This window comes from Microbacterium sp. LWO14-1.2, from assembly GCF_038397715.1.
Lineage (GTDB): Bacteria > Actinomycetota > Actinomycetes > Actinomycetales > Microbacteriaceae > Microbacterium.
Genome location: NZ_CP151633.1, coordinates 2,929,676 through 2,956,272 on the forward strand (window position 1 = coordinate 2,929,676; position 26,597 = coordinate 2,956,272).

Genomic DNA, 26,597 nt, shown 5'->3' on the forward strand with positions numbered 1-26,597 from the left:
CGGTGTCATGGCCAAGTCTTCTATTGAGTGGACTGAGATGACCTGGAACCCTGTGACGGGGTGTGATCGGGTGTCTGCAGGATGCGATAACTGCTATGCGCTGACGATGGCTAAGCGTCTCAAAGCCATGGGCGCGCCCAAGTATCAAACAGATGGCAATCCGATCAGTTCGGGACCAGGTTTCGGAATAGCCCTCCATCCACAGGTGCTTGCTCAGCCGTACCGATGGACAAAGCCGGCGACCGTCTTCGTCAACTCGATGAGTGATCTTTTCCATGCCAAGGTGCCGCTGGCGTACATCCAACAGGTCTTCGAGGTGATGGCAAGCACCCCGCAACACACCTACCAGATCTTGACGAAGCGGGCGTTGCGGCTCGCTCGCCTAGCGCCCGAGCTACCGTGGCCGGAGAACGTTTGGGTCGGCGTCTCGGTGGAAGAGCCCGCGGTCTTGAACCGGATCGAACACCTGCGCCGCGTACCCGCTGCGGTGAGGTTCCTCTCCTGTGAGCCGCTGATATCGGCACTTCCTGGTATGAATCTCGAAGGCATTGACTGGGTCATCGCGGGTGGCGAGTCTGGCGTCAATGCGCGTCCGATGGATGAGGCATGGGTGGCCGACATTCGTGATCAGTGCGCCGCCGCAGACGTGCCGTTCTTCTTCAAGCAGTGGGGCGGTCGCACGCCGAAGCAACATGGCAGACTTCTTGACGGGCGCACCTGGGATGAACTTCCCGTCGCGAAAGACGGTCGGCTGGCCTCCTAGCCTGCAAAGGTGACAATTGTCCCAGGGGGGAACTGGCCTCGACGCATGTTTGAAGATCTGGCCCAGCCCTCATCGATCATCGGAACCAGCGTCCTTCGCTTGATGTGGCTCTGAAGGTACGGAGTCTCTGCGATCACGAACTCTTCGATGTCCTCGATGCGAACGCTTTGGCCACCGAAAACGTCCAGTAGCGCGTCTCGAAGCGGACTCATGTCAGGGTCCGTTAGCCCAAAAAGCACGGGTTTGTTCGCCAGACGGTCGGCGAAGCGATACTCTCCCATCGGATCTACCTTCCACATGGCCGTCTTCATGGTGTTGAGCCCCTTTAGGCTGCGCGTGCAGAAGATCATGTAGTTGTTAATCTTGTTTTGGTTGTTCAGCATCGCAAAGCTCTGGACGTGCTCAAACCCGCACACCTCGCGAAGTTGACGCTCGTACAGCGCGAGTAGAAAGCCAGGGCGATCGGGATCCCCCGCGGGTGGAGCGTCTTTGAATTCATCGGTTCCGTACAGTGCAGTGAGGGCATCGTCTACGTTGCCGGCTGTCGCGAAGCGGGAGACGCTGTTGTAGTCGAAATAGATGAACAGTTCACATCTCTTATAGGCCAGAAGGCGCGCGATCAGATCCATCGGAACATCGCGGTACCCAAACGGATCAAGGAACGCGAACGTAGGCGCTAGTTGAGCGCCATCGAGCTGCTCGAGGATATCCTCGGCAAGATTCACGAAGTTCTCGTTGACTGCATGCACCCGGAGATTCTCGGGCCAATTTGCATACGTCGATTGCTCATTCTCGATTGCTGATTCGAGCGCCTTGAAGCGCTTCTTATCGTGCTCATTGAAGATCATCAAGATCTCGCAGTTGGCGATCATCTCGTCAAGGTAGGAGTGTCCAAGGAGTGTCCGAATCGCAAGAAGCGGTGATCCAGGCTCGCCATTGCTGTAGCTTCCTGGCCCAGCGAAGGCGTCAAGCAGAACGATCCGGCCTCGGTAGCGTGCAAGCACAGGGAACCAGGCCTTCAGGTAGCCAGTCAGGATCTCATGCTTAGCACCCGTGTGTGGTGCCAAGTCCCAGATCGTTTCTTTGGGCAACGCTGCTCCGATCAACTCGATGGAATAAGCCTGCTCGGCAGAGTACCGGATCCCTCCAGTCGCTCGAGCCAGGTCGCGACGTGTCGCGCAGCGGAGGCCTAGTTCACCTGGATCCGATCCCACGCGGCTATGCCGCGACGGGCGTCGCGGATAAGGCCTAGAGCCGTTTGGCGGTACGGGCTGCCCTTCTGAGCGGTTGACTGAATGTTCCCCACAGCGTCATCGAACCAATCGCGAAGCGGGGGTTCCTCGGTGGCCGCACTGTACACGTCGATCTGTGCCCGCGCTTCCATCAACTGGGCGAACGCCTCCTTCTCGACGTCGGCGAAGCTCGTCTGCCATTGCATGAGGTCCGGGCGGAGCAGGAGTTCCTGTGCAGCGAGTGCTCTCATCATGGCAAGCGACACAGCCGCACGCTCTGCCCTCTGTCGGGCGCGCAGCTCACGGTCCCGATGGTCCTGGTCACGTTCGGCTGCCTCTTCTGCGATCGACGTAGCCCTCTTCCCGTTCCTATATGCCAACACTGCGACCGCGGACGAGGCGATGATCGAGACGGCCGTGAGCGCGATCTGAATCCAGTCTCCCTCGTGTGGACCGAACGACACAGGGATGGCGAGTGATGACCACATGAGAGAACACAACCACAGGTTGGCGTCGTGTCGCGTTCGCCGGCCCGTGCGACGCGTCGTGCCGCGCCGGTCGGCGACGACACGTCGGCATCAAGGGGTGGGGGACACCCCCTTGCCCCTCTCCGAGCTGGACCGCCGGGGAGTCGACTTTTCTCTCCCCGCAAGAAATCCCGAGTTGAGGGGAGGGCCATGTCGGTCACTGACGAGGTTTCGGCTGAACTTGAGAGCCTTGGCGTCGATGGATGGCAGCGCGCCGTGGCGTTGCGGCTCGCTGAGACAGTCGACGAGAGCGGTACAGCTTCTGCCGCGGGATTGCTACGAACTCTCATGTACGAGATCAGTCATGGGGCGGGTACGGAGTCGCCTACAGGATCCGCGGTTGGCGATATCAAGTCGACGCTCTTGGCGCAGCAGCGTCAGATGTCTCTGAGCGCTCCGCGACGTAGATCAACACCGAAATCAAATCCCCGAAAAACGATCGCCGTCAATAAGCCGCTACCGAGAACGAATAAACGGTACTGCGTCGACTGCGGTGATGAGCTTCCTCCGCACGTGGGCCGCGGGCGTCCCCGCGTGCGATGCGCTGGCGGGTGCCAAGCACTGCCGCCAGCCGTCGTCTCGACAGAAAAGGATCAAAATGAGTGAACGCGTCATCAAAGTAAAGTTGCTCGCGCAGGTTTCCGACTACGAGCAGGGGATGCTGGCGGCGGCGCGCGCCACACGGACGGTCGGTACCGAGCAGGAGAAGCTCGAGCAGAAGCGACAGGCTTTCGAGCGCGTCGGACAGGGACTTGTTCTCACGGGTGCTGCGCTCACCGCTGTCACGGCGCTGTCAGTCAAGGCGGCTATGGACTGGCAGTCTGCGTGGGCCGGGGTCACAAAGACTGTGGACGGAACGCCAGAGGAGCTGTCGCGTGTGGAGGCCGGGCTGCGGGGGCTCACATCGGCGCTCCCGGCATCCCACGATGAGATCGCGGCTGTTGCCGAAGCTGCGGGGCAGCTCGGAATCGAGACGCCGAACGTAGTTGCTTTCACGCGGACGATGATTGACCTCGGCGAGACGACGAATCTCTCCGCCAACGACGCGGCGACCGCGCTCGCTCGCTTCACGAACATCATGGGCACGTCGCAGGATCAGGTCGACAACCTTGGATCCGCGCTCGTTGGCCTCGGCAACAACTATGCCACCACTGAGTCCGAGATCCTCGAGATGTCGATGCGCCTTGCCGGTGCAGGAAAGCAGATCGGGCTGAGCGAAGGTGACGTGCTCGGCCTCGCCACAGCGCTCTCGTCGGTCGGCATCGAAGCCGAAGCCGGCGGCTCGGCCATGTCCAAGGTCATGATCGATATCGCAGCTTCTGTCGAAGAGGGTGGCGAGCGCCTAGAAATGTTCTCGCAGACAGCAGGAGTCTCGGCGCAGGACTTCGCGGCCAAGTGGAAGTCGGATCCGGCCGCAGCTCTCGCGCTGTTCGTCAAGGGCCTCGCTAACGCAGAATCCCAAGGAAAGTCCACGATTGGCATTCTGGGCGAGCTTGGCATCACTGAGGTGCGAATGCGCGACGCCCTGCTTCGGTCTTCCGCTGCGGCGAATCAGTTCTCGGAAGCGATGGCGGACGGCAACCATGCGTTCGACGAGAACAACGCGCTCGCCATCGAGGCCGCGAAGCGGTACGAGACAGTCGAGTCGCAAGTGCAGATCGCCGCGAACGCCGTACGGGATGCCGCGATCGACTTCGGGTCAGTTTTCCTGCCTGCTGTCTCCGGAGCGGCACAGGGCGTTTCTGAGTTCGCATCGTTCCTTGCCGATCTTCCGGAGCCCGTCCAGGGGATCATCGCTGTGATGGGTGCTGCAGTTGGTTCCATTGCCCTGGTCGCAGGGACAGCGTTGAACGCCGTCCCGAAGCTTGCGGATCTGAAGAACTCGCTCGAAACCCTGAAGATCTCGTGGCGCAGCCTCGGGCTGATCGGCGGAGGAGCCATCATCGCGCTGACTGCCCTGGTCGCAGTCGTGGGCGCCGTGGCGTCCGCTCAAGCTGAAGCTCGCGCCAAGGCTGAGGCGTACGCCGACACGCTCGCGGAGGGGACGCATAAGGTCACGGGAGCAACGCGAGAGATGGCAAAGGAGGCGCTCTCCGCGAATCAGAAGCTCTGGGGCATGTTCGACCTTGGAGGAGATTCTGTGTACGACCAGGCGACAAAGCTGGGAGTGGGCCTGGGTACCGTAACGGATGCTGTGGTGGGCAACGCGGACGCACTTCGTGAGCTGCAGGCTCTGCAGAAGGAGATTACCGATTCCGACAGCGAGACGCTGATGGAGAAGTTCGGATGGGGCGTCGCTGACGCCACGATGGCGGAGTCCCGCATCAACGCCATCGTGGATGCAGTGAAGGGTGAAAACTTGAGCATCGAGGAGTCGATCCGCCTCGCTGAACAAGCGGCAGAAGCCGACGTGACTGCTGCCGACGCATCGCAGACGGCGGGCGAGGCCTACTTGCAGCAAGCTGGCGCCGTCGATGAACTCAACGGCAGCCTGACTTCTCTCATCGACAAGATCGCCGAGTCCAATGGCGTCAGCCAGGACGCGGTTACTGCGAACGCGCGCTGGCTGGGAGCTCTCGAGGGGATTGCCGAGCAGGCGAAGGAGAATGGCACCTCACTGGACGAGCTGACGGCCTCTGGGTCGGCTAATGCGGCTGCGCTTGTTGACGTCGCCAGGGCGGCGCAGGACGCCGCTGAGGCCCAATTTGAGCAAGATCTTGCGACGATGTCTGCGGACGATGCGGCAATCAAGTACGCCGACACGCTCGCGGCGCAGCGACAAGCATTCGTCGATTCCGCTGTCGCTGCAGGTTACAACGCAGACGAAGTCAACGCGCTCGCTGACCGCATCTTTCAGTTGCCGACCGAGAAGGAATTCAAGGCTCTCGTCGAGACGGCGGAAGCGCAGAGCAAACTGGACCGGTTCATCACCTTGAACAACGGGCGTCGGGTGAAGATTCACGTCGATACCGAAGGCAACCAGTCGTTCTCCGTGGGCGGCAAGACTGTCTCGGCGTACTCGACCGGTGGACCCGTGAGGGGGCCAGGCACTGGCACCTCAGACTCGATCGAGGCCCGCCTATCTAACGGTGAGTACGTGTTGACGGCTGACGACGTAATCCGCGCGGGCGGATTCTCGGCTATCGACGACTGGAGGGCCTCGCTGGGCTCTGGTCACTCAAGTATGCCTTCGCTCGCCGCAGCGGCAGATAGCGAAGGAATCGTGATGAGGGTCACGATCGATTCCAAAGAAGAAGCGAAGGAGATCTGGCGATGAGTCTCTTGTTGGTGACACAGTACGAAGAATGGGTGGAGCTGGTGGCGGACACACTTGTGGTCCGCGGCGACGATGACGTGCCGGCGAGGTATCAGCAGAAGGTCTGGCCGATTCCGCATCTGAACATGGTGATGGCGGCGACGGGCACTGCCGAGGTGGCCTCAGCCTGGTACGCCTTTGTCACCCAGCATCCGCAGGTGCGCGACATTGACGACATCGACTCCTTCGCGACTGAGACGCTAAGGAATATCCGGGCAGATGTGGCAGAACGTCACGGTGACGCTGGGTCATCAACCCTGCATCACTTCGGGTTTCCGACAGGCTCAGATAAGGCCGTGTCCTACATCTATTCGTCGATGGGCGGGCGGAACTTCGAATCCGAGCGATTCCAGGGAGCAAGGTTCATCGCGAAGCCCGGCCCTCAGACCTTCGCGCCCGATGTCCCAGTCGGCCCCGAGGAGAAGATCGCCTTCGCCTATCGACTGCGACAGGAGCAGGAGGAGCTAATCGCCCAGGGCAAGCCCGGTACACCCTTCGGCGGTGAGCTGCAGGCCACGTTGCTCGAGCCGGGCGGCATCCGGACAATGACGTGGCATCGGTTCCCCGATTACGACGAGACACTGGAAACGGTGCCCCTGCCTGACGTTTCGTTGAAGCATGGAAACCATCGAGAACCGCATCCGGCAGATCATTCGTGAGGAACTGCAGCCCCTGATCGAAACATTGCGAGGTGTCGCCGAGGTCCTCCGTGACACCTCGCAGCCGTCGCAGACGGCCACCTACGACGCGTCGCACCGCGCCGCGGCGACAGGTCCATCAGCAAGGCGCGACAGTTCAAGGGGCTCACCTGGTGAACGCGACGGTTGGCTCACCCCAGTGGAAGCAGCGGCACTGCTCCGAGTCAGCGAGAAGACTCTCGCCAACTGGCGCGCGAGCCAGCGAGGTCCTGCTTTCCGGAAAGTGGGGCGAGTGGTCCGTTACGCTCGCACGGACGTTGAGAGCTACCCGACTTCTCGCGCGAACCTGCCACGATCGACTCATGGATGAAGACGAACTGTCGATGCCTGTCAGAGCTGCTTTGAGCGCCATCCGGGGCGCGATTCCCACCTCTGGATCAGAGGATCTCCAAGAAGCGCTGTCCTCGGTCGGCACCGCGCTTTTCTGGGTGTGCGCTCTCGACGAACAGCTCTCCAAGAACGAGGGCTACAAGTCTCGTCGAAACCAGGATCCTGCCGGGCGCTTGATCGTCGGGCTTCGGATCGGTCGAAACGCCGTCGCGCACGGGGCAGCGATCATCGTCAAGCCGCTCGCAGGGCTCACGTGGCCAACGACCTGGCCGTTGACTTGGAACGGCGCTGTCTGGGCAGACTTCGCGACTGTCCGAGCATCTCTACTCCGCGAGCCAGCGCTCAATAGCCGCGCCAAGTGGGAAGAAGAGATCGCAGGGCGCAATGTTCCTGACACTCTGACTGATGTGCACGACTGGCTAGCCGGGTGCAGCTCTTCCTGACCAGCCTCGGATCTGATCGCTCGCAGTCATGATTTAGTCATGATGCTCGTGACATGGCGGACGATGGAGCACTAGCTCCGCCGAAGCTGGATCCGGCCAAGTCCCGCGTGATTCCGGGGCTGCAGGATCTGATCCGCTCGAATCATGGCGACGCCGATCTGCGCTCAAATGAGACGGGGGTTACGGGTTCGAGTCCCGTAGTCGGCTCTCTCCTCGGGCGATGTCTCCGCAGTCCGACTTTCGGCGTCACACGCGAAATACGCGGCGGGCGACCGCGGTTGTCTCGGAGTATGACTCGCATCGGAAACAGTGACCTGACCGTCTTCCCGCTCTCGCTCGGCGGCAACGTGTTCGGCTGGACCGCCGACCGCGACACCTCTTTCGCCGTGCTCGACGCCTTCGTCGACGGGGGAGGGGATTTCGTCGACACCGCCGATTCGTACAGTGCCTGGGTGCCGGGCAACTCGGGCGGAGAGAGCGAGACGATCATCGGCGAGTGGCTCGCCTCGCGGAAGCCCGAAGGTGTGGTCGTCGCGACCAAGGTCAGCCAGCACCCGGACTTCTCGGGCCTCGCCGGTGCGAATGTGCGCGCGGCCGCCGAGGCATCGCTGCGCCGCCTCGGCGTCGACGCGATCGACCTCTACTACGCGCACTTCGACGACGCCGACACCCCGCTCGACGAGACGGTCGAGGCGTTCGGTCGCCTCGTCGCCGACGGCCTCGTCCGGAACATCGCGGTCTCGAACTACTCCGCCGACCGCATCCGCGAATGGATCGACATCTCGGACCGGATCGGCGTCCCACGTCCGGTCGCGGTGCAGCCGCACTACAACCTCGTGCATCGCAACGACGTCGAGGAGCAGATCATCCCGGTGGCCGAGGAGTTCGCCCTCGGCCTCGTTCCCTACTACTCGCTCGCGAGCGGATTCCTCACCGGCAAGTACCGCTCCACGGATGCCGCCGGCCAGTCGTCGCCCCGCGCCGGCGGCGCCGCGAAGTACGCGACCGAAGCGGGGCTGCGCATCATCGACGCACTCGAGGAGATCGGTCACGCCCACGGCGCCTCGATCGCGGCGACCTCGCTGGCCTGGCTGCGCGCCCAGCCCACGGTCGTCGCGCCGATCGCCAGCGCGCGCACCGTCGAGCAGGTCCCCGACCTGCTGGCAGGCGGCCGTCTGGAGCTCACCGACGACGAGGTCGCCGCACTGAACCGCGTCTCGGAATGGACGCCCTCGGCATCCTGATCATCCTGCACTGAAGCGCCGGCGTCTGCGGACGTCGGCGCTTCTGCGTCTCGGTGCCTCAGCTCGTCAGTGCTCCCCGGGGAGCGAATCGTCGCTCACGAGACCCAGCCGGTGCGCGAGGATCACGGCGTGGATACGGTCTCGAGCCCCCAGTTTCGACAGCACGCGCCCGACATGGGTCTTCACGGTCGACTCGCTCACGTAGAGCTCCTGGGCGATCTCGGCGTTCGTGAGGCCGCGCGCCATCTCCAGGAACACGTCGCGCTCCCGCTCGGTGAGCGCCGTCGTCGGATCGTCGGCGGGCGAGGGCGCGGGTGAGGCGTCCGGCGCGCCGTCGAGCTGCGGGGCCACGTGCTGGAGCAGCCTGCGCGTGACGCTCGGCGCCAGGGCCGCATCGCCCCGGTGCACGGCGCGAACGGCTGCGATCATCTCCTGACGGTGCGCGTCCTTGAGCAAGAAACCGCTGGCACCGGCGCGGATGGCGCCGAACGCGTACTCGTCGAGGTCGAACGTCGTCAGCACGAGCACCCTGCTGTCCGGGTGCTCGCGTACGATCGCCTCGGTCGCCGCGATCCCGTCGAGGCCCGGCATGCGGATGTCCATGAGCACCAGGTCCGGATGCAGGGCCGCGGTCTGCGCGATCGCGGCATGCCCGTCCCCGGCCTCACCCACCACCACCATGTCGGCTTCCGCCTCCAGCACCATGCGGAAGCCGAGGCGGATGAGCTCCTGGTCGTCGACGAGCAGGATCGAGATCGGGTCGGTCATGATGGCTCCTCCGGGGCGGGTGCGACGGGGTCGGGGGTGTGGTCGACGGGCAGCTCGGCGCGCAGCCTCCATCGTCCCCCCGCGGCGGGTTCCGAGACGAAGGTGCCGTGCACATGCGCGGCTCGTTCGGCGAGGCCGCGGAGCCCGAAGCCCGAGGTGCCGGCAGCCCCGGTGGCGCCGTCGTTGAGGATCTCGACGATGACGCTCCCCGGGGTGTGAACGATGCGCGCGGCGATCGACGTCGCCGACGGCGCGTGACGCATGGCGTTGGTGACCCCCTCCTGCACGATGCGCCCCACCGCATGCGCGACAGCGGGGGAGAGGGCGGACGTGCCGGACTCCGTGAGTGTGACCGGGAAACCGGCGCGTTGCGCGGTCGCGACCGTCTCCCGCGGATCCACCGGTGCCGCCGGCGCCAGAGGAGCGGTGGCCTCCGCATCGCGAAGCACGCCCAGCATGGCCCGCATCTCCGTGAGGGCGTCACGCGCGGTCGTGGCCGCAGCAGTGGACGCGGCAGCCGCCTGCTCCCGATCGGACGTCGCCGCAGCGCCCTCCGACAGGGCGACGATCACGGTGAGCGAGTGCGACACGATGTCGTGCATCTCCCGCGCGATGCGCGCCCGCTCGGATGCCGCAGCGAGTTGCGCCTGCTGATCACGCTCGACGAGGAGCTGGCGGGAACGGTCGATCACGGCGGCGATGTACCGTTTGCGACCGCCGACGTTCACGCCGATGAGAGTGCCGATGAGACCGAGCACGACGACGGTCAGCGCCGTGTTGAGACCGATCTGCAGCGCGATCACGCCGGTGAGCACCAGGGGAGTCGCGAGCGCGACGATCGCGGCGAGGGCGACGCCGAGGCCGGTCCAGGCGGCGCGTGACGAGCGGTACACCGCGAGCGAGTAGCACGTCACGAACAGGAGCGGGGTGCCCGCCGGTTGGTCGGCGAAGAGCAGGATCGCCTCGACGCCGACCGAGGCGACGAAGGGCACGAGCGGCGCGATCCGCCGCCACATCAGGGTGACGCAGGCCGCGATGATCGCGATCGGCGCGATGGCCGCGAAGACGACGGCCGATGGGCCGTCAGCGGTGCGGTCGAAAGGCGACGCGGGGAGGAGGGAGAGCGCGAGGCAGAAGAGTGTGATCAGCACATCGGCCAGGACCGGGTGCCGCGCCCCGAACCGGCGGAGGACGCCGGGAGGACGCGGCAGCCGCAGCTCCTCGTCCTCGCGGACGGAGCTGCGGCTGCGCGTACTGGTCACCGGGGAACTCTACGCGGGGGCGCGATCACGCGTCCCGCGTGCGAAGCAGCACCCACGCGAGGAGCAGCCCGCCGAACGTCCAGGCGCCGAGGGTGAGGTAGGCGACAGGGCCCTCGAGCGCAGCACCCTCGGGGAGGATCGCGCTCTGCGCCGCGGCGACCGGCAGGTACTCGGATGCGTCGATGACCCAGGCCCAGGACTCACCCGCCATCAGGAAGAAGGTGGCGACGATCGGGAGCACGAACAGGAGACCCACCGTCGCCGCGATGGCGCCGGCGCCCGAGCGGAGGAGGAAACCGAAGGCGACTCCGATGAGCGCGAAGACGGCCATCGCCAGCGACGCGACCACGATCGGCAGGATCGATCCGGCGGGATCGCTCCAGTCGATGCTCTGATCACGCGCGCCCACGATCAGCGACACCGCGACGGCAGCGGCCGAGAAGACGATCAGCGACGAGACGAAGAGGAACAGGGCGACGACGAAGGCCTTCGCGAGCAGCGCCGACCCGCGGCGGGGGTTGGCGGTGAGCGTCGAACGGATCATGCCGGTCGAGTACTCGCCGGTCACCGAGATCGCGCCGAGGATGCCCGCGAGGAGCATGGAGAACTGGATCGGCATCACGACGGCCTGGATGGGCTCGAAACCCGGCCCGTTCATGGCTTGCGCGATGAGAGCGGCGATGCCCACCGTGAGCACGGCGGCGATCGCGATCGACCACCACGTGGACCGGAGGGTGGCGAGCTTGATCCACTCGCCGCGCACCTCGCGGAGGAACGACAGTCGGTGCCCGGTGGCGACGCGCTGACGTGTGAGGGCGGGAGCCTGGGTGGTCATGAGATCTCCTTGGTCCGGTACTCGACCGCGTCGCCGGTCAGGGCGAGGTAGGCGTCTTCGAGCGAGCCGGTGGTCGGTGTGAGTTCGTGGAGAGGGATGCCGCGGTCCGCGGCCAGGTCGCCGATGCGCGATGCCGGCAGGCCGACGACATCGAGGAGGTCGGGCGCGGTGCTGACGATCTCGACGTCCGGACCGCCGACGGCGGCGGCGAGGTCGGCGGCGCGCGGAGTGCGCACTCGCACGGTGTTGCGCGTCCACGCGCGGACGAGCTCGTCCAGAGGAGCGTCGGCGAGCACCTGACCACGGCCCATCACGATCACGTGATCGGCGGTCTGCGCCATCTCGCTCATGAGGTGGCTGGAGAGCAGTACGGTGCGTCCCTCCGAGGCGGCGTGCCGCACGAACTGACGCACCCAGCGCACGCCCTCGGGGTCGAGCCCGTTGACCGGCTCGTCGAGGATCAGCGTGTGCGGATCGCCGAGCAGGGCTGACGCGATGCCGAGCCGCTGGCCCATGCCGAGCGAGAACTTCCCGGCGCGCTTGCGGGCGACCGAGCCGATGCCCGCGAGCTCGATGACCTCGTCCACGCGAGAGGCGGGGATGCCGTGGGTCGCCGCCATGGCCCGAAGATGATTGCGGGCGGTGCGGCCCGTGTGCACGGCCTTCGCGTCGAGCAGCACGCCGACCTCGGTGAGCGGGGCGCGCAGCTTGCGGTATTCCCGTCCGGCCACCGTCGCGGTACCCGAGGTCGGGCGGTCGAGGCCCACGATGAGGCGCATGGTCGTGGACTTGCCCGCGCCGTTGGGGCCGAGGAATCCTGTGACCGTGCCCGGCTTGACCGTGAACGACACGTCCTGGACGGCTGTCTTGTCTCCGAACCTCTTCGTGAGGCCCTCTGCTGTGATCATGCCTCCGACGCTACGGCCGACGGTCGCTCGGTCGCGTCCTCCCGTGGTACCGAAAGCGGGATCGCCGTCCGCCGACCTGTGGCACCGGAGGACGATACCGTGACAGCCGGCGGGATGAGGCGATCAGTCGCGTGGACGGGCCGTCACGCGGGCGGCGACCTCGTCGGACGCGGCGATCGCCTCGTCGATGATCTCTCTCGTCGGCTCGGCCGTCAGCCAGTCGTGGCTCAGTGATGCGGGGATGAGGAGCGGCATCCGATCGTGGATGTCGGCGAGACCCTCGGGTGCAGGACGCATGACGATCGAGTAGCAGGTGAACCACGTGCCGTCCGCGGTGCGGCCGCGTTGCGTCACCGCCGCCATGCCGAAGAGTGCGCCGTCGTCGACGAGGAACTCGTGCCACACGCGCTCGGGCTTCTTCATCTCGTACCAGCTCGTGGCGGGGACCAGGGCGCGGGTCTTCAGACCGCCGGGGCGGTCCTGCAGGCGCTCGGACCTCGTGTTGATCGACGGGAACTTCGACGGCTCGCCGCCGACCAGGAAGCCCCACCATGCGGGCTCCAGGATGGGCGCCGCGTCGGGCTGCACCACGATCGGATTGAGGTTGCGGAGGTTCTTGCCCGTGGGGCGCACGGTCTCGCCGGCGTTCTCATCCGCCCACGCCCGCAGACCGTCGAGCACGGCTTCGTCAGCGGCGGTCAGCAGCTCCGCGTCGGTGAATCGGGGATCAAGTCCGTAGCTCGCGCACATGCCGCCAGCGTACGCCGCACCACCGACATCGGCACGGGCCGGTCTCGCGCGCTCGGGTAGGGTCGACAGGTGACCCCCGACCGCCGTCTGCCCGCCCCCGTCGCGCTCGGCGGAGCAGTCGCGATCGGCGTCATGACGGCCGTGCAGGCACGCATCAACGGCGTCCTCGGCGTCAAGGTCGACAACGGCATCGTCGCCGGACTCCTCTCGTTCTCGGTCGGACTCGCGGCCCTCGTCGTCGTGATCGTCTGCATCCCTTCCGCACGTCTGGGCGTGGGGCGACTGCGCGACGGCATCCGACAGCGCACGATCCCGTTCTGGATGCTGCTAGGCGGCGCCTGCGGCGCCCTCACCGTCTCGACGCAGGGGGTGACGGCCGGGGTCCTCGGCGTCTCGCTCTTCACGGTCGGCGTGGTGGCGGGGCAGACTCTCCACGGTCTCGTCCTCGACCGGATCGGCTTCGGACCGGCCGGCGTGGTCGCTGTCACACCGGGGCGCGTGCTCGGCGGAGCGCTGGCGCTCGCCGCGGTGGGCATCTCGCTCAGCGGCGACGTGCTCGCGACCGCACCGCTGTGGATGCTGCTGCTTCCCTTCGCCGCCGGTGTCGGCATCGCGTGGCAGGCGGCGACGAACGGACGCCTCGCGCAGCGGGTGCAGTCACCGCTCATCGCGACGTTCATGAGTTTCGTCGCGGGCACGGTCGCCCTGCTCCTCGCCGCAGCCGTGAGCGTCGCGATCCGCGGCCTGCCCGCCGCACCGCCCGCCGAGCCCTGGCTGTACCTCGGCGGGTTCCTCGGCTTCGCCTACATCCTGCTCGGCGCCTTCATCGTCGCGCACACGGGCGTGCTGCTGATGGGTCTCGGGTCGGTGCTGGGCCAGCTCGCGGCATCCGTCGTGATCGACCTCATCTGGCCCGCAGCCGCCGGGCCCGCGCTGTGGCAGATCGTCGGGATGGTCGTGGTGGCCGTCGGATCCGTGGTGGTCGCGCTGCCGCGTCGTCGCCGCTGACTACTTCTTCTCGTCGCGCTTCTTCGGCTTGGGCTTCGGCATGCGGGTGACGAGCTTGCGTGCCTCGACGGCTTTGCGCCGGCCCGGCTTCTTGCCCACCGGCTTGCCGCCGACGTACAGCCAGCCGAGCAGCTCCTCGTTCTTGTCGAGTCCGTGCGCCTTCGCAACGGCCTTGGCACGGGTGTAGTGCCCGGTGCGCCAGATGACACCCCAGCCCGCCTCGTCGAGCAGCAGGCTCAGCACGTGGGCGACACCGGACGCCACGGCCTCCTGCTCCCAGCGCGGCACCTTGTCGCTCTTGCGGTAGCTGGCGACCACCGCGATCAGCAGCGGCGCCCGCAGCGGCTTGGTCGACGGCGAGGAGTCGCCCTGCGCCTTCGCGATCGCGGCGCCAAGTACCTCGCGGTCCTCCCCGCGCATCTCGATGAGACGCCAGGGGCGCAACGAAGAATGATCGGCGACGCGCCCCGCCGCGGCGACGAGGTGCAGCAGCTCCTCGCGGGAGGGCGCCTCGGCGGTGACCTTCGACCAGGACTGACGAGAGCGGACGGCGTCGAGCGCGCTCACGACTCGTCGGGGGTGAAGTTCAGTGCGATCGAGTTCATGCAGTAGCGGTCGCCGGTCGGGGTGCCGAAACCGTCGGGGAACACGTGGCCCAGGTGCGAGCCGCAGTTCGCGCAGCGCACCTCGGTGCGGACCATGCCGAGGCTCGTGTCCTCGATCAGCTGCACCGCGTCGGGGCGGATCGACTCGTAGAAGCTCGGCCAGCCGCATCCGGAGTCGAACTTCGTGCCGCTCTTGAACAGCTCGGCCCCGCAGGCGCCGCAGGTGTAGAGGCCGGCGCGGCTCTCGTCGAGCAGCTCGCCGGTCCAGGCGCGCTCGGTCGCCGCTTCACGCAGCACGGCGTACTGGTCGGCACCCAGCTCTTCGCGCCACTCGTCTTCGGTCTTGTCCACGCTGTACGACATCGGTCCTCCTGAGGGTCTTCCCCCATTCTCTCGTGTCCAGGGGGTGACGGCGCCACGGCATGATGGTCATATGACGGATGCCGTGCGGGAGCGATACGCGCGCTTCGCCGAGCAGGAGGCCCCCGGCCGCAGCGAGCTGTACGCCGAATGGGCAGCAGGGGTGGCCGGCGATCCGGAGCTCTCCGACATCCTCGGGAGGATCCCCGAGACCCGACGGCAGCCGCCGCTCGTCTTCGCGGTCACCAGGATGCTGGGCGCCGGCACCGACCCGTTCGACACCTGGCGCGGCTTCGTGACGGCCCACGCCGACGAGATCGTGGCGGAGTGCGCCGATCGGCGGCTGCAGACGAACGAGCCGCTGCGCCTCGCCGCACTGCTCCCGGTGCTCTCCGAGATCGACGGGCCGGTCGCCCTGCTCGAGATCGGCGCGTCCGCCGGACTCTGCCTCTACCCCGACCGCTACTCCTACCGCTTCGTCGACGGGGACGGTCGCGTGCGGGCGGCACTCGACCCCGCCGACGGACCGTCGTCGGTGGTGCTGGAGAGCCGCGTCGACGGCGAGATGCCCGCGCTCCGGATGCCGCACGTGGTGTGGCGCGGCGGTGTCGACCTGGCGCCGCTCGACGCCCGCGACGCCCGCGATCGGCGCTGGCTGCGCTCACTCGTCTGGCCGGGGGAGGAGGGGCGGGAGGAGCGTGTCGAGGCCGCACTCGACATCGTCTCCGCCGATCCGCCTGAGCTGCTGCAGGGCGACGCCCTCGAACGCCTCGACGAGCTCGTGCGGGCCGCGCCCTCCGACGCGACGCTCGTGATCACGACTCCCGGCGTGATGGTGCACATCCCGCGTGCGACGCGGACGGCGCTCGTCGACCGCATCCGCGCCCTGCCCGCGCGCTGGGTGACGATCGATCCGCCCGCGCTGCTCGACATCTGGGAGCCGCCCGTCGCGCACGAGGAGTGGCCGGGCTTCGTCGTCGCCCTCGACGGCCGGGTTCGATCGGCGGCCGATCCACTCGGACGATGGTGGGAGTGGCGCGCGGGCGACGGAGGCGAGCCGACGTAGTCTGAGCGCATGCGCGGAGAGCTCACGGAACGGGATCGTCTGATCCTCGCCCTCGAGACCGCCTGGCCCCGGCACGGGGGCGCCAAGGAAGAGGTCATCCGCGCGCAGCTCGGGATGAGCGCGGCTCGCTACTACCAGCTCCTCGGGCGGCTGATCGACTCCGAGGCCGCTCTGGAGTTCGACCCCATGCTCGTCGGCCGCCTGCGCAGGATCCGCGACCGCCGAGCCGTCCAGCGCTCCGCGCGCACCCCCGGATTCGTCGGCTGATCCAGGCCGCGCCACGCGCTGAACGGCCGCCGACGCGGTTACACAGCGCGGTGCCGTTAGCATCGAGGGGTGTCTAAGCCGAACCGCGATCGATTCGACGACGTCCCCCGCACCTCAGGACGCGTGGGTGCGCACCGCGCCGAAGCGCCGGGGATGAACGGCTGGATCGTCCTCCTGTGGTCCTTCGTCGCCGCGCTCGTGCTCATCATCGGCGGGATCTTCGGCTCGCTGGTCGTCATGGGGCGCATCAGCCTCTTCCCCGAGGCTGTCCCGACCGCCACCCCGACCCCCGAGGAGACCGGGGTCGTCGACACCACCTACTCGGTGCTCATCCTCAACGCGACGGCCGACGAGGGCCTCGACGACCAGATGCGCGACACCCTCATCAACACCGGGTGGTCGGCGGACGTGGTGTTCGCGAGCGACAGCACGAGCCAGGACTTCTCCACGACGACCGTCTACTACGTCGCGGACGAGGACGAGCTCGCCGCGATCGGCCTCGCCGGCGTCATCGGCGGAGCCGACGTGCAGCAGAGCGACTTCTACGCCGACATGAACGACACGGACCAGAAGCAGCTCACGGTCGTGATCGGTCTCGACCGGTCGTCGAACCCGCCGGCGGCCACCGAGACCCCGGCTCCGTAGTCCCTCCGCAGCGGCTTGCACTCGATGGGGTCGAGTGCCAGAATGGCGTTAGCACTCTCTCACTCTGAGTGCTAAACCCAACGTCTACGTCCAGGAGGGACGACAAAACTCATGGCAAAGATCATCGCTTTCGATGAGGAGGCCCGTCGCGGCCTCGAGCGCGGCCTCAACATCCTCGCCGACGCCGTCAAGGTGACGCTCGGCCCGCGCGGTCGCAACGTCGTGCTCGAGAAGAAGTGGGGCGCCCCCACGATCACGAACGACGGTGTGTCGATCGCCAAGGAGATCGAGCTGGACGACCCGTACGAGAAGATCGGCGCGGAGCTCGTCAAGGAGGTCGCCAAGAAGACCGACGACGTCGCCGGTGACGGCACCACCACCGCGACCGTCCTCGCCCAGGCGCTCGTCCGCGAGGGCCTGCGCAACGTCGCAGCCGGTTCCGACCCCATCTCGCTCAAGCGCGGCATCGAGAAGGCCGTCACGGCCATCACCGAGGAGCTGCTCGCCAGCGCGAAGGAGATCGACTCCAAGGAGCAGATCGCCGCGACCGCATCGATCTCGGCCGCTGACCCGGCCATCGGCGAGCTCATCGCCGAGGCGATCGACAAGGTCGGCAAGGAAGGCGTCGTCACGGTCGAGGAGTCGCAGACCTTCGGCACCGAGCTCGAGCTCACCGAGGGCATGCGCTTCGACAAGGGCTACCTGAACCCGTACTTCGTCACGGACCCGGAGCGCCAGGAGGCCGTCTTCGAGGACCCGTACATCCTCATCGCGAACCAGAAGATCTCGAACATCAAGGACCTTCTGCCCATCGTCGACAAGGTGATCCAGGACGGCAAGGAGCTCGTCATCATCGCCGAGGACGTCGAGGGCGAGGCTCTCGCGACCCTCGTGCTCAACAAGCTCAAGGGCATCTTCAAGTCGGTCGCCGTCAAGGCTCCCGGCTTCGGCGACCGTCGCAAGGCCCAGCTGCAGGACATCGCGATCCTCACGGGCGGCCAGGTCATCACCGAAGAGGTGGGCCTGAAGCTCGAGAACGCCACGCTCGACCTGCTCGGCCGTGCGCGCAAGGTCATCGTCACCAAGGACGAGACCACGATCGTCGAGGGTGCCGGCGAGGCCGACCAGATCGAGGGTCGCGTCACGCAGATCCGTCGTGAGATCGAGAACACCGACAGCGACTACGACCGTGAGAAGCTGCAGGAGCGCCTCGCGAAGCTCGCCGGTGGCGTCGCCGTCATCAAGGCGGGTGCCGCGACCGAGGTCGAGCTCAAGGAGCGCAAGCACCGCATCGAGGACGCCGTCCGCAACGCGAAGGCAGCCGTCGAAGAGGGCATCGTCCCCGGCGGTGGCGTCGCACTCATCCAGTCGGGCACCAAGGCCCTCGACGCTCTCACGCTCTCGGGCGACGAGGCGACCGGCGCGAACATCGTCCGCGTCGCGATCGAGGCTCCGCTCAAGCAGATCGCGCTGAACGCCGGTCTCGAGCCCGGTGTCGTCGCGAACAAGGTCTCCGAGCTCCCCGCAGGTCAGGGCCTCAACGCCGCGACCGGCGAGTACGGCGACATGTTCGCACAGGGCATCATCGACCCGGCCAAGGTGACCCGCTCGGCTCTGCAGAACGCGGCGTCGATCGCCGGTCTGTTCCTGACGACCGAGGCCGTCGTCGCCGACAAGCCCGAGAAGGTCTCGGCTCCGGCCGGCGACCCGACGGGTGGCATGGACTTCTGATCCGGACGCACTGACAGAGACGCCCCGACCTCACGGTCGGGGCGTCTCTTTTCCTTCATGGGGGGCGGTCAGCGGAACAGGCTCGCCGAGAACTGATCGGCCTCGGCGTACTGGGCGGCGGCGCTGCCCAGCGAGTGCCCGATGGACTCGAGCGTCTGCTCGAGGCCGATCTGGGCTCCTCGCCACTGCTCCACGCAGGACTGGAACGCGTTCGACGCGTTCCCGACCCATGACGACTGCAGCTGTGTGAGCTGGCTCATGAGGGTGGCGGCCTCGACGTGCAGACGCTCCATGGTGGCGAGCGCAGCCGTGTGGGCCGCACCCACGGCCTCGGTGTCGACGGTGATGACGGACATGGAATCTCCTCTCGATGGGATTCCGACGATAGGAGCGCAGCGCGTGCGGCATCCGGCGTCCGGCCCACCGATCACCCGCGCTGTGCACAATCCGCGCACCGGCCCCGCGGTGGAGGAGTGGTCAGAGGGCGAGCGGGTCGATCGGCTGCGTGTCCTCGAGCAGGTGCGCCGGCGTCGCACGCGAGGGGGCCAGCGGCAGAGTGATCGTGAAGGTCGCTCCACCGCCCGGCGTCTCCGACACGGCGACACCGCCGCGGAGCGCCTTCATGATCGACGCGACGATCGCCAGTCCGAGACCGGACCCGCCCGTCTCCCGAGCGCGCGAGGTGTCGGCCCGCCAGAACCGCTCGAAGATCTGATCACGGATCTGCGGGGGGATGCCCTCTCCGTGATCGACGATCGAGATGCTCCCGGTTCCGCGCACGCGGTCCGCGTCGACGACGATCTCGAGCGGGCTGTCGGCAGGCGAGAACCGCCGCGCGTTACCGAGCAGGTTCGTCACGACCTGCCGCACCTTGTTCTCCTCGCCCAACACGATCGGGGGCGTGCGGACCGGCACGTCCGTGGCCTCCGTGAAGTCGATCCCGGCTACCTGGGGGACGGCGGAGGTGCGCGGCCGTCGGCGCAGGCGTCCGAGCGTGGCGCGGGAGAGACCACCGCGCGGTGCGGGAGTCTGTGGCTCGGGGACGACCGGCGTCGACCGCGTCGTGACGTCGATGAGCGGCGCGTCCACCGTGCGGTCGACCACGGTGACCGTGCGGCCAGGAGCGGCAGCGCGGAGATCCAGGGCGGCATCGCGCGCGATCGGGCGCAGATCGAGCGCCTCGATCTCGGGCTCGCGCTCCTCGTCGAGACGGGCGAGGGCCAGAAGGTCCTCGACCAGCACGCCCATGCGGATGGCCTCTTTCTCGATGCGCTCCATGGCGCGAGCCGTGTCCTCCTCGCCCTTGATCGCGCCCATGCGGTACAGCTCGGCGTAGCCGCGCACGCTCACGAGGGGCGTGCGCAGCTCATGGCTGGCGTCGCCGATGAAGCGCCGCATGTGCTGCACGGTGCGGTCGCGCTGGGCGAGCGACCCGTCGACCCGGTCGAGCATCGTGTTGATCGCCGTGTTGAGACGCCCGACCTCGGTGGTCGGCTCGAGGTCGGTCAGGCGCTGGCTGAAGTCGCCCTTCGCGATGGACATGGCGGTCGACTCGACCTGGCCCAGGCGACGGAAGGTCAGCGTCACGAGCCCCCGGGTGAGGAGCGCTGCGATGAGGATCGTCACGAGCGCGACGGTGATGTAGATGCCGAAGAACTGGCTGATGATGCGATCGGCGTAGTCGAGGGGCATCGCCACCATCTGGATCCGCAGTGCGCCGTCGCCGTCTCCCGGGAGCAGCGCGACGGCCGCGCGGAAGTCCTCGCCCTTCGTGCCGCCGAGGGGGAACACACCGTCGCCGGCGTTCTGCGCGTCCAGCAGCGTGTACGTCGAGGGGAAGAGGGGTTTCCCGCCGTTCCCGGACGTCCCGGTCGTGGTCTGCAGTACCCCCTCGCCGTCGTAGATCGCGACGAAGAAGTCCCTGGGGGATTCGCGAGGGGCGTAGACGGTCTTGCCGTCTTCGATCGACATGTCGAAGTAGCGGGGCGCGAGGTCGGCCGAGACCAGCGCGGGAAGCTGTGCCTCGATGTTCCCGACGAGCGAGTTGCGCAGGATGGGGACCGTGCCGATCCCGGCGAGCAGGAGGCCGAGCGCGAGCACCGCGACCGTGACGCCCGTGACCTTCGCGCGCAGGCTGATGGCCCGCCACCAGCGGGTGACCGCGTCAGGCTTGTGCGCCATGCGGCCCTCCCTCCGGTCGTGGTGCGCGCGTCGTCGGCGCCAGGGCGACGACTACTTGCCGACCTTCAGCATGTAGCCGAAGCCGCGCTTGGTCTGGATGACCGATTCCTCGGTATGCGGGTCGATCTTGCGACGGAGGTACGAGATGTAGCTCTCCACGATGCCGGCATCGCCGTTGAAGTCGTACTCCCACACGTGGTCGAGGATCTGCGCCTTCGACAGCACCCGGTTCGGGTTGAGCATGAGGTAGCGCAGCAGCTTGAACTCGGTCGGGCTGAGCTCGATCGGCTCCTTGCCGACGTGCACGTCGTGGGTGTCCTGATCCATCGACAGCTCGCCGGCACGGATGATCGACTCCTCGTCAGCCTGCATCGTGCGGCGCAGGATCGCCTGCGCGCGGGCGACGATCTCGTCGAGGCTGAAAGGCTTCGTGACGTAGTCGTCGCCTCCGGCGTTCAGGCCCTCGATCTTGTCGTCGGTGCCGTCCTTCGCGGTGAGGAACAGGATCGGGGCGGTGAAACCCGCGCCCCGCAGGCGCTTGGTGACGCTGAAGCCGTTCATGTCGGGCAGCATGACGTCGAGGATGATGAGGTCCGGCTCCTCTTCCAGCACCGCCGAGATCGTCGCGGCGCCGTTGGCGACCGTCTTGACCTGGAACCCGGCGAAGCTGAGTCCCGTGGAGAGGAGGTCGCGGATGTTGGGTTCGTCGTCGACGACCAGGATGCGCGCATCAGTCATGTCCCCATTATGGTGACTCCGACCATGCGGATGCTGATTATCCGTCGGAGCGGCGGTCACGCCGCGATCGCATCCGCATCCATGATCGTGTAGCTGTAGCCCTGCTCGGCGAGGAAACGCTGGCGGTTCTGCGCGTAGTCCTGGTCGACCGTGTCGCGGGCGACGAGCGTGTAGAAGCTCGCGGTGTGCCCGGACTGCTTGGGTCGCAGGAGCCGCCCGAGGCGCTGAGCCTCCTCCTGTCGTGAGCCGAAGGATCCGGAGACCTGGATCGCGACGGACGCCTCGGGCAGATCGATCGAGAAGTTCGCGACCTTCGACACGACGAGCAGCTGGATCTCTCCCTCGCGGAACTGCCGGTAGAGCTCCTCGCGCTCGTCGACGGGCGTCGCGCCCGTAATCTGCGGGGCGTTCAGCGCCTCGGACAGCGTGTCCAGCTGATCGAGGTACTGACCGATCACGAGGATCTGCTCGTCGGGGTGCTTGGCGATGAGCTCGCGCACGGCGTCGATCTTCGCGGGGGCGGATGCCGCGAGGCGGTACCGCTCGTCGTCGGTCGCCGCGGCGTACTCGAGCCGGTCGCTCGGCGGCAGATCCACGCGGACCTCGTAGCAGACGGCGGGGGAGATGAACCCCTGCGCCTCGATCTGCTTCCAGGGTGCGTCGAAGCGCTTGGGCCCGATGAGGCTGAACACGTCGCCTTCACGGCCGTCCTCGCGCACGAGAGTCGCGGTCAGACCGATGCGACGGCGTGCCTGCAGGTCGGCGGTGAGCTTGAACACGGGTGCCGGGAGCAGGTGCACCTCGTCGTACACGATGAGGCCCCAGTCGAGCGCGTCGAGCAGCGCGAGGTGCGCGTACTGGCCTTTCCGCTTGGCCGTGAGGATCTGGTACGTCGCGATCGTGACCGGCTTGACCTCCTTGGCCTGACCGGAGTACTCGCCGATCTCCTCGGGGGTGAGGCTGGTGCGCTTCAGCAGTTCGTCGCGCCACTGGCGCGCGGACACGGTGTTCGTGACGAGGATCAGCGTGGTGGTCTTGGTCGCGGCCATGGCGCCGGCGCCGACGATGGTCTTGCCCGCGCCACAGGGCAGTACGACGACGCCCGATCCGTCCTTCGAGAACGCATCGACCGCATCCTGCTGGTACGGACGGATCTGCCACGTGCCCTCGTCCAGCTCGATCTCGTGCGGAGTGCCGGGGGTGTACCCCGCGAGGTCTTCGGCCGGCCAGCCGATCTTCAGCAGCTCCTGCTTGATCTGGCCGCGCGCCCACGCGTCGACCACGTAGGTGTCGGGGCTCGGGTGACCGATCAGCAGCGGTTGGATGCGCTTGTTGTTCGCGACCTGGGCGAGCACGGCGGGGTCGGTCGACCGGAGGATCAGCGTCCCCTCGTCGTCGCGCTCGATCACGAGGCGTCCGTAGCGGTTGACCGTCTCGCGCAGGTCGACGGCGACGGAGGGCGGCACCGGGAAGCGCGACCACCGGTCGAGGGTCTCGAGCATGTCCTCGGCGCTGTGTCCTGCGGCCCGGGCGTTCCAGAGCCCGAGACGGGTGATCCGGTAGGTGTGGATGTGCTCGGGAGCGCGTTCGAGTTCGGCGAAGATCGCCAGCTCGTGGCGGGCGCTCTCGGCATCGGCGTGGGCGACCTCGAGCAGCACGGTGCGATCGCTCTGCACGATCAGGGGGCCATCAGACATAGCTGTCCAGTTTACTGGGCGATCACGGTCGCGGCGCGGATGCTCGACACCGGCAGCGTGCGTTCGACGTCCGCCGCCTTGTCGCGCCCGCGCAGCCGCCCGCCGCCGAGACCGGTGGCCTCCAGCAGGAGCTCGCGCGTGCTGCCGTCCGGCATCCCCACGGTCACCTGGAGCACGGCCTTCGCGCGCACCGCCGCCTCCAGCTCTCGGTCCAGCCAGGCGGCGTCGGCATCCGGCCCCTGGTGGGAGCGGAGCGCGGCGATGAGCGACGTGTAGTCGGGTGCGTCATCCGCCGGGCTCGGTGCGGCCGCGTGCCGTTCGCCGGTGAGGACGGTGCCGTCCTCGTCGACGAGGGTCGCGGGGTAACGGGCGTCCGTGAGCGCCCAGTAGACCGTGTCGCGACTGACGCGGGTGGTGAGTGAGCCGACGTGAGTGGCGAGGCCGAGCGGTCGCAGCGCCTGGTCGACCGCGATGGCCTCGATGAGGTGCGGATCAGCGCTCTCGATCCGCGTGCGTCCGGTCTCGGAGTCCGTCGACACGCGGACGAGTCCGTGACGCTGGGCGGTCTGGGCGACGAGATAGCGGAGCGGCTGCGGGATGCCGGTGAGCGAGATGCTCTCGAGGAAGTCGACGAGCGACTCCTCGGTCTCCCCGGCCACGAGGGCTCGCGCGACGGACTCCGGCGTGAACCGGTACGTCGACGCCTGCGCTGCGGACTCGCGCGCCGCGACCGTGCGCAGCCGTACGTCGAGAGCGGGGGCGAGCGGTCCGGGAGAGATCGCACTGAGGTCGTTCTGGAGGAAGATCCGATCGACCTCGGCGGGCAGCAGCGCCGTGAGGGCGGCGGGATCGGCATCGAGCCCGTCGCGCAGGGGAGTCGCCCAGGCGGGCTCTGTCCCGTCGTCGGCGACGAGACCGAGCAGCCGCGCGCGTTCGCTCAGTGCCGTGCTGCGCTCGGGCCAGGCGGGATCCCACGGGTGGGCCTGCGCCCAGGCCGAGAGCGGGATCCACCCGCCCTCATCCGAGCGGACACCGCGGGGGAGCGCATCGCGGAACGCGCGGGCGAGCTCGCTCCACCGCTGCGAGACAGAGGAGCGGAGCCAGACGTCGGCTCCCCCCGTGGTGTGCAGCCGCCGATCCCCGACCGCGACGAGCCCCGCGGTGGACGCGATCGCCACGAGGTCGTCGACGGCATCGGTCGCCACGCCGGACTCGGTCAGCTGCCGCTTCTCGCCCGCGCTGAGCGTGCCGCCCGCGAGCAGGGCGAACGGCCGGTCCTTGGCCGCGAGCAGCAGGTCGGCGACCGTGGCGACGGTGGTGAACGCACGCTCCGCGGCGTGCGCTGCCGCACTGTCTCCGGCCGTCTCCTGGTGTTCCGATGCGGGTGCGGAGGGAGCGGGGCGTTCCGAGACGGCTGCGGCGACGGGCGGAACGACTCCGCCGTCGGGGCGCACCAGCGCGAGGCGCTGCAGGGCGTGCAGGTCGGCGGAATCGGCGACCTCCTCTCCCGCGGCGATCCGGCGAAGGGCCGTCGCCTCCGAGAGCGTGAGACGGGGGAGGGCCTTGGCGAGCGACGACGGCTCGAGGAGAGCCTCGGCAGCGTCGAAGAAGTCCTGCCATCCGATGTCGGGACGCACCCCGCGCGCCGCGAACAGCTCGGCCAGGTCGGCATCGCTCATCGCGGCCAGGTGTTCGGCCAGCGGTCGGGCGTGCGTGCTCATGCCTGGTGCCTCAGGGCCGCGATCCCGCGCGACCCTTCCGGATGAAACTCATCGCCAGCAGCACGATGATCATCACGAACGCCGCGGGCAGGCCCCAGTAGGGGATCGCCGCGACGACCGGCCACACGCCGGAGCCGAAGTCCTCCTGGTGCATGCCGGTCGCTGTGCCGATGATGATCGCGAAGAAGCAGACGATGGATGCCGCGGCCAGCCCCAGCGCGGTGAACGCGAGAATGCGATCGACGCGGCGCACGGGCACGTCGGGTTCGGGACTCTGACTGCTCATCCCGCTCAGCCTAGTCGCTGAGCGGGAAACTCGGCCTCGCGCGCGGCCACTGCATTCCGCCGTGCTCCCCGCGCCCGATCCCGCTCACCGGTAGGCTGGAGACGGTCGCATCCTGCGCGGCCGTCCAGCTCCACACCGACTCAGCGAGGTTTCTCCCATGCCCACCGGCAAGGTCAGGTTCTACGACGAAGACAAGGGTTTCGGCTTCATCGCCACCGATGACGGCCAGGACGTCTTCCTGCACGCCTCCGCGATGCCCGCGGGCACGGCCGTCAAGGCCGGCGCGCGCGTCGAGTTCGGTGTCGCCGACGGCAAGCGCGGTCTGCAGGCGCTCTCGGTGCGCGTCCTCGAAGCTCCGCCGAGCCTTGCCAAGGCGAAGCGCAAGCCCGCCGACGACATGGCGATCATCATCGAGGACCTCGTGAAGCTCCTCGACGGCATCGGCGGCGACCTGCGTCGTGGCCGCTACCCGTCGTCCGGTCACGGCCGCAAGATCGCGGCTGTCCTCCGCAAGGTAGCCGATGACCTCGAAGCCTGACGCCGACGAGCGCCTGCTCGACGCGCACGACCTCGCACTCGCGGCGTTGCGTGAGATCACGCCCGCGTCGACGATCGGCCCCGCGGCCGGGTACCTCGTGGAGGACGACGGCTCGGTCTCGTTGCGCTTCGAGAACCGGCTGGCCGGCTACCCCGGCTGGTACTGGACGGTGACCGTCGCGCGCGTCGACGACGAGGAGCCGACGGTGCTCGAGACGGAACTGCTGCCCGGAGACGGCGCGCTCCTCGCGCCCGAGTGGGTGCCGTGGGCCGAGCGACTGGCCGAGTACCGGGCGCACCAGGCCGAGCTGGCCGAGCAGGCCGCGGCTGCGGCTGCCGAGCAGAACGACGCCGATGCGAGCGCCGAGAACGATGCCGAGGACGACGACCTCGACGACGTCGACGAAGACGAGGACGAAGACCTCGAGGACGACTCCGACGAGGACGACGACCTCGACGACGACGACGACGATGACGATGACGATGACGACGATGATCTCGACGACGACGAGCTGACCAGCGAACCGCGGCCTGTGCACGGCGGCGACCTCGACGGCGTCGACATCGACGAGCTCGACGAGTCCGACGACGACCCCGACGACGACGACTCCGACGACGACTCGGACGACGACGATTCCGATGAGGACGCCTCTGACGACGAGGAGTGATCTTCCCCCCG

At 67.6% G+C, this 26,597-nt stretch carries 28 protein-coding genes; 13 read left to right on the plus strand and 15 right to left on the minus strand.

The annotated features are described in order from the left end of the window. The first annotated feature begins 7 nt into the window (after nucleotides 1-7). Nucleotides 8-763, plus strand: a complete 756-nt coding sequence (locus tag MRBLWO14_RS14110) for a phage Gp37/Gp68 family protein (RefSeq protein WP_341933754.1) — start codon at nucleotides 8-10, stop codon at nucleotides 761-763. Here MRBLWO14_RS14110 and MRBLWO14_RS14115 read toward each other — a convergent pair. Both MRBLWO14_RS14115 and MRBLWO14_RS14120 read right to left on the minus strand, forming a co-directional pair. Continuing rightward, nucleotides 760-1,854, minus strand: a complete 1,095-nt coding sequence (locus MRBLWO14_RS14115; protein WP_341933755.1) for a three-Cys-motif partner protein TcmP — start codon at nucleotides 1,852-1,854, stop codon at nucleotides 760-762. The genes MRBLWO14_RS14110 and MRBLWO14_RS14115 overlap by 4 nt on opposite strands. Before the next feature lie 98 nt (nucleotides 1,855-1,952). Next, nucleotides 1,953-2,483, minus strand: coding sequence for a hypothetical protein (locus tag MRBLWO14_RS14120; protein ID WP_341933756.1), 531 nt, complete (start codon nucleotides 2,481-2,483; stop codon nucleotides 1,953-1,955). Nucleotides 2,484-3,018: 535 nt separating this feature from the next. On the opposite strand from MRBLWO14_RS14120, the gene MRBLWO14_RS14125 reads away from it, so the two are divergent. The 5 genes from MRBLWO14_RS14125 to MRBLWO14_RS14145 all read left to right on the plus strand — a co-directional run bounded on the left by MRBLWO14_RS14125 (nucleotide 3,019) and on the right by MRBLWO14_RS14145 (nucleotide 8,553). Beyond that, a complete protein-coding gene (locus tag MRBLWO14_RS14125; RefSeq protein ID WP_341933757.1) occupies nucleotides 3,019-5,799 on the plus strand; it encodes a phage tail tape measure protein in 2,781 nt (926 codons plus the stop codon). Beyond that, nucleotides 5,796-6,497 carry a hypothetical protein gene (locus MRBLWO14_RS14130; RefSeq protein ID WP_341933758.1) on the plus strand — a complete coding sequence of 234 codons (702 nt, stop codon included), beginning with the start codon at nucleotides 5,796-5,798 and terminating at the stop codon, nucleotides 6,495-6,497. Before MRBLWO14_RS14125 ends, MRBLWO14_RS14130 begins: the two co-directional genes overlap by 4 nt. Beyond that, complete coding sequence (locus MRBLWO14_RS14135; RefSeq protein ID WP_341933759.1) at nucleotides 6,457-6,846, plus strand: helix-turn-helix domain-containing protein; 390 nt, start codon at nucleotides 6,457-6,459, stop codon at nucleotides 6,844-6,846. The genes MRBLWO14_RS14130 and MRBLWO14_RS14135 overlap by 41 nt, the downstream gene beginning before the upstream one ends. Then, the gene (locus tag MRBLWO14_RS14140; protein ID WP_341933760.1) at nucleotides 6,839-7,309 is read left to right on the plus strand and encodes a hypothetical protein; all 471 of its coding nucleotides are present in this window, start codon (nucleotides 6,839-6,841) and stop codon (nucleotides 7,307-7,309) included. Before MRBLWO14_RS14135 ends, MRBLWO14_RS14140 begins: the two co-directional genes overlap by 8 nt. 290 nt (nucleotides 7,310-7,599) lie before the next feature. After that, nucleotides 7,600-8,553 carry an aldo/keto reductase gene (locus MRBLWO14_RS14145; protein WP_341933761.1) on the plus strand — a complete coding sequence of 318 codons (954 nt, stop codon included), beginning with the start codon at nucleotides 7,600-7,602 and terminating at the stop codon, nucleotides 8,551-8,553. A gap of 66 nt (nucleotides 8,554-8,619) precedes the next feature. Here the strand turns inward: MRBLWO14_RS14145 and MRBLWO14_RS14150 are convergent, their stop codons facing one another. From MRBLWO14_RS14150 to MRBLWO14_RS14170, 5 genes are all read right to left on the minus strand, one after another. Then, nucleotides 8,620-9,321 (minus strand): response regulator transcription factor, encoded by a 702-nt coding sequence (locus tag MRBLWO14_RS14150; RefSeq protein ID WP_341933762.1) that lies wholly within the window; start codon nucleotides 9,319-9,321, stop codon nucleotides 8,620-8,622. Beyond that, nucleotides 9,318-10,583 (minus strand): histidine kinase, encoded by a 1,266-nt coding sequence (locus MRBLWO14_RS14155; protein ID WP_341933763.1) that lies wholly within the window; start codon nucleotides 10,581-10,583, stop codon nucleotides 9,318-9,320. Before MRBLWO14_RS14155 ends, MRBLWO14_RS14150 begins: the two co-directional genes overlap by 4 nt. Before the next feature lie 25 nt (nucleotides 10,584-10,608). Continuing rightward, nucleotides 10,609-11,418: an ABC transporter permease gene (locus tag MRBLWO14_RS14160; protein ID WP_341933764.1), complete on the minus strand. Its 810-nt coding sequence runs from the start codon at nucleotides 11,416-11,418 to the stop codon at nucleotides 10,609-10,611. Further along, nucleotides 11,415-12,326: an ATP-binding cassette domain-containing protein gene (locus tag MRBLWO14_RS14165; protein WP_341933765.1), complete on the minus strand. Its 912-nt coding sequence runs from the start codon at nucleotides 12,324-12,326 to the stop codon at nucleotides 11,415-11,417. Before MRBLWO14_RS14165 ends, MRBLWO14_RS14160 begins: the two co-directional genes overlap by 4 nt. A gap of 123 nt (nucleotides 12,327-12,449) precedes the next feature. Continuing rightward, nucleotides 12,450-13,076 carry an SOS response-associated peptidase family protein gene (locus tag MRBLWO14_RS14170; protein ID WP_341933766.1) on the minus strand — a complete coding sequence of 209 codons (627 nt, stop codon included), beginning with the start codon at nucleotides 13,074-13,076 and terminating at the stop codon, nucleotides 12,450-12,452. A 69-nt stretch (nucleotides 13,077-13,145) separates the two neighbouring features. Between MRBLWO14_RS14170 and MRBLWO14_RS14175 the strand changes: the two genes are divergently transcribed. Continuing rightward, on the plus strand, nucleotides 13,146-14,084 hold the full coding sequence (locus MRBLWO14_RS14175) for a DMT family transporter (protein WP_341933767.1): 939 nt from the start codon (nucleotides 13,146-13,148) through the stop codon (nucleotides 14,082-14,084). Here the strand turns inward: MRBLWO14_RS14175 and MRBLWO14_RS14180 are convergent, their stop codons facing one another. Then, entirely contained in the window at nucleotides 14,085-14,651 is a 567-nt protein-coding gene (locus MRBLWO14_RS14180) for a nitroreductase family protein (protein ID WP_341933768.1), read from the minus strand. Beyond that, entirely contained in the window at nucleotides 14,648-15,052 is a 405-nt protein-coding gene (gene msrB, locus MRBLWO14_RS14185) for a peptide-methionine (R)-S-oxide reductase MsrB (RefSeq protein ID WP_341933769.1), read from the minus strand. Before msrB ends, MRBLWO14_RS14180 begins: the two co-directional genes overlap by 4 nt. A gap of 70 nt (nucleotides 15,053-15,122) precedes the next feature. Here msrB and MRBLWO14_RS14190 point away from each other — a divergent pair, with 70 nt between their 5' ends. The 4 genes from MRBLWO14_RS14190 to groL all read left to right on the plus strand — a co-directional run bounded on the left by MRBLWO14_RS14190 (nucleotide 15,123) and on the right by groL (nucleotide 18,758). Beyond that, a complete protein-coding gene (locus MRBLWO14_RS14190; RefSeq protein WP_341933770.1) occupies nucleotides 15,123-16,115 on the plus strand; it encodes a DUF2332 domain-containing protein in 993 nt (330 codons plus the stop codon). 9 nt (nucleotides 16,116-16,124) lie between these two features. Continuing rightward, nucleotides 16,125-16,382, plus strand: a complete 258-nt coding sequence (locus MRBLWO14_RS14195; RefSeq protein WP_341933771.1) for a DUF3263 domain-containing protein — start codon at nucleotides 16,125-16,127, stop codon at nucleotides 16,380-16,382. 69 nt (nucleotides 16,383-16,451) lie between these two features. Continuing rightward, nucleotides 16,452-17,027, plus strand: coding sequence for a LytR C-terminal domain-containing protein (locus tag MRBLWO14_RS14200; protein ID WP_341933772.1), 576 nt, complete (start codon nucleotides 16,452-16,454; stop codon nucleotides 17,025-17,027). Between the two features lie 111 nt (nucleotides 17,028-17,138). Then, nucleotides 17,139-18,758 (plus strand): chaperonin GroEL, encoded by a 1,620-nt coding sequence (groL, locus tag MRBLWO14_RS14205; RefSeq protein WP_341933773.1) that lies wholly within the window; start codon nucleotides 17,139-17,141, stop codon nucleotides 18,756-18,758. Nucleotides 18,759-18,826: 68 nt separating this feature from the next. On the opposite strand, the gene MRBLWO14_RS14210 is transcribed toward groL, so the two are convergent. From MRBLWO14_RS14210 to MRBLWO14_RS14235, 6 genes are all read right to left on the minus strand, one after another. Beyond that, nucleotides 18,827-19,114: a WXG100 family type VII secretion target gene (locus tag MRBLWO14_RS14210; RefSeq protein WP_341933774.1), complete on the minus strand. Its 288-nt coding sequence runs from the start codon at nucleotides 19,112-19,114 to the stop codon at nucleotides 18,827-18,829. Nucleotides 19,115-19,235: 121 nt separating this feature from the next. Continuing rightward, a complete protein-coding gene (locus MRBLWO14_RS14215; RefSeq protein ID WP_341933775.1) occupies nucleotides 19,236-20,939 on the minus strand; it encodes a HAMP domain-containing sensor histidine kinase in 1,704 nt (567 codons plus the stop codon). 51 nt (nucleotides 20,940-20,990) lie between these two features. Continuing rightward, nucleotides 20,991-21,677, minus strand: a complete 687-nt coding sequence (locus tag MRBLWO14_RS14220; protein WP_096714949.1) for a response regulator transcription factor — start codon at nucleotides 21,675-21,677, stop codon at nucleotides 20,991-20,993. A gap of 56 nt (nucleotides 21,678-21,733) precedes the next feature. Further along, complete coding sequence (locus MRBLWO14_RS14225; protein WP_341933776.1) at nucleotides 21,734-23,374, minus strand: DNA repair helicase XPB; 1,641 nt, start codon at nucleotides 23,372-23,374, stop codon at nucleotides 21,734-21,736. 11 nt (nucleotides 23,375-23,385) lie between these two features. Further along, nucleotides 23,386-25,095: a helicase-associated domain-containing protein gene (locus tag MRBLWO14_RS14230; RefSeq protein ID WP_341933777.1), complete on the minus strand. Its 1,710-nt coding sequence runs from the start codon at nucleotides 25,093-25,095 to the stop codon at nucleotides 23,386-23,388. A 10-nt stretch (nucleotides 25,096-25,105) separates the two neighbouring features. Further along, nucleotides 25,106-25,381, minus strand: coding sequence for a multidrug ABC transporter ATPase (locus MRBLWO14_RS14235; RefSeq protein ID WP_341933778.1), 276 nt, complete (start codon nucleotides 25,379-25,381; stop codon nucleotides 25,106-25,108). A 157-nt stretch (nucleotides 25,382-25,538) separates the two neighbouring features. On the opposite strand from MRBLWO14_RS14235, the gene MRBLWO14_RS14240 reads away from it, so the two are divergent. Further along, nucleotides 25,539-25,919 carry a cold shock domain-containing protein gene (locus MRBLWO14_RS14240; RefSeq protein ID WP_341933779.1) on the plus strand — a complete coding sequence of 127 codons (381 nt, stop codon included), beginning with the start codon at nucleotides 25,539-25,541 and terminating at the stop codon, nucleotides 25,917-25,919. Further along, nucleotides 25,903-26,586 (plus strand): DUF3027 domain-containing protein, encoded by a 684-nt coding sequence (locus MRBLWO14_RS14245; protein WP_341933780.1) that lies wholly within the window; start codon nucleotides 25,903-25,905, stop codon nucleotides 26,584-26,586. The genes MRBLWO14_RS14240 and MRBLWO14_RS14245 overlap by 17 nt, the downstream gene beginning before the upstream one ends. Nucleotides 26,587-26,597: the final 11 nt, after the last annotated feature.

Bases quoted from the DNA above. Each gene is read 5' to 3' on its own strand.
- MRBLWO14_RS14110 (WP_341933754.1), top strand. From the start codon at position 8: ATGGCCAAGTCTTCTATTGAGTGGACTGAGATGACCTGGAACCCTGTG.
- MRBLWO14_RS14120 (WP_341933756.1), bottom strand. From the start codon at position 2,483: ATGTGGTCATCACTCGCCATCCCTGTGTCGTTCGGTCCACACGAGGGA.
- MRBLWO14_RS14125 (WP_341933757.1), top strand. From the start codon at position 3,019: ATGAGCTTCCTCCGCACGTGGGCCGCGGGCGTCCCCGCGTGCGATGCG.
- MRBLWO14_RS14130 (WP_341933758.1), top strand. From the start codon at position 5,796: ATGAGTCTCTTGTTGGTGACACAGTACGAAGAATGGGTGGAGCTGGTG.
- MRBLWO14_RS14135 (WP_341933759.1), top strand. From the start codon at position 6,457: ATGGAAACCATCGAGAACCGCATCCGGCAGATCATTCGTGAGGAACTG.
- MRBLWO14_RS14140 (WP_341933760.1), top strand. From the start codon at position 6,839: ATGGATGAAGACGAACTGTCGATGCCTGTCAGAGCTGCTTTGAGCGCC.
- MRBLWO14_RS14145 (WP_341933761.1), top strand. From the start codon at position 7,600: ATGACTCGCATCGGAAACAGTGACCTGACCGTCTTCCCGCTCTCGCTC.
- MRBLWO14_RS14150 (WP_341933762.1), bottom strand. From the start codon at position 9,321: ATGACCGACCCGATCTCGATCCTGCTCGTCGACGACCAGGAGCTCATC.
- MRBLWO14_RS14160 (WP_341933764.1), bottom strand. From the start codon at position 11,418: ATGACCACCCAGGCTCCCGCCCTCACACGTCAGCGCGTCGCCACCGGG.
- MRBLWO14_RS14165 (WP_341933765.1), bottom strand. From the start codon at position 12,326: ATGATCACAGCAGAGGGCCTCACGAAGAGGTTCGGAGACAAGACAGCC.
- MRBLWO14_RS14170 (WP_341933766.1), bottom strand. From the start codon at position 13,076: ATGTGCGCGAGCTACGGACTTGATCCCCGATTCACCGACGCGGAGCTG.
- msrB (WP_341933769.1), bottom strand. From the start codon at position 15,052: ATGTCGTACAGCGTGGACAAGACCGAAGACGAGTGGCGCGAAGAGCTG.
- MRBLWO14_RS14190 (WP_341933770.1), top strand. From the start codon at position 15,123: ATGACGGATGCCGTGCGGGAGCGATACGCGCGCTTCGCCGAGCAGGAG.
- MRBLWO14_RS14195 (WP_341933771.1), top strand. From the start codon at position 16,125: ATGCGCGGAGAGCTCACGGAACGGGATCGTCTGATCCTCGCCCTCGAG.
- groL (WP_341933773.1), top strand. From the start codon at position 17,139: ATGGCAAAGATCATCGCTTTCGATGAGGAGGCCCGTCGCGGCCTCGAG.
- MRBLWO14_RS14210 (WP_341933774.1), bottom strand. From the start codon at position 19,114: ATGTCCGTCATCACCGTCGACACCGAGGCCGTGGGTGCGGCCCACACG.
- MRBLWO14_RS14215 (WP_341933775.1), bottom strand. From the start codon at position 20,939: ATGGCGCACAAGCCTGACGCGGTCACCCGCTGGTGGCGGGCCATCAGC.
- MRBLWO14_RS14220 (WP_096714949.1), bottom strand. From the start codon at position 21,677: ATGACTGATGCGCGCATCCTGGTCGTCGACGACGAACCCAACATCCGC.
- MRBLWO14_RS14225 (WP_341933776.1), bottom strand. From the start codon at position 23,374: ATGTCTGATGGCCCCCTGATCGTGCAGAGCGATCGCACCGTGCTGCTC.
- MRBLWO14_RS14230 (WP_341933777.1), bottom strand. From the start codon at position 25,095: ATGAGCACGCACGCCCGACCGCTGGCCGAACACCTGGCCGCGATGAGC.
- MRBLWO14_RS14235 (WP_341933778.1), bottom strand. From the start codon at position 25,381: ATGAGCAGTCAGAGTCCCGAACCCGACGTGCCCGTGCGCCGCGTCGAT.
- MRBLWO14_RS14240 (WP_341933779.1), top strand. From the start codon at position 25,539: ATGCCCACCGGCAAGGTCAGGTTCTACGACGAAGACAAGGGTTTCGGC.
- MRBLWO14_RS14245 (WP_341933780.1), top strand. From the start codon at position 25,903: ATGACCTCGAAGCCTGACGCCGACGAGCGCCTGCTCGACGCGCACGAC.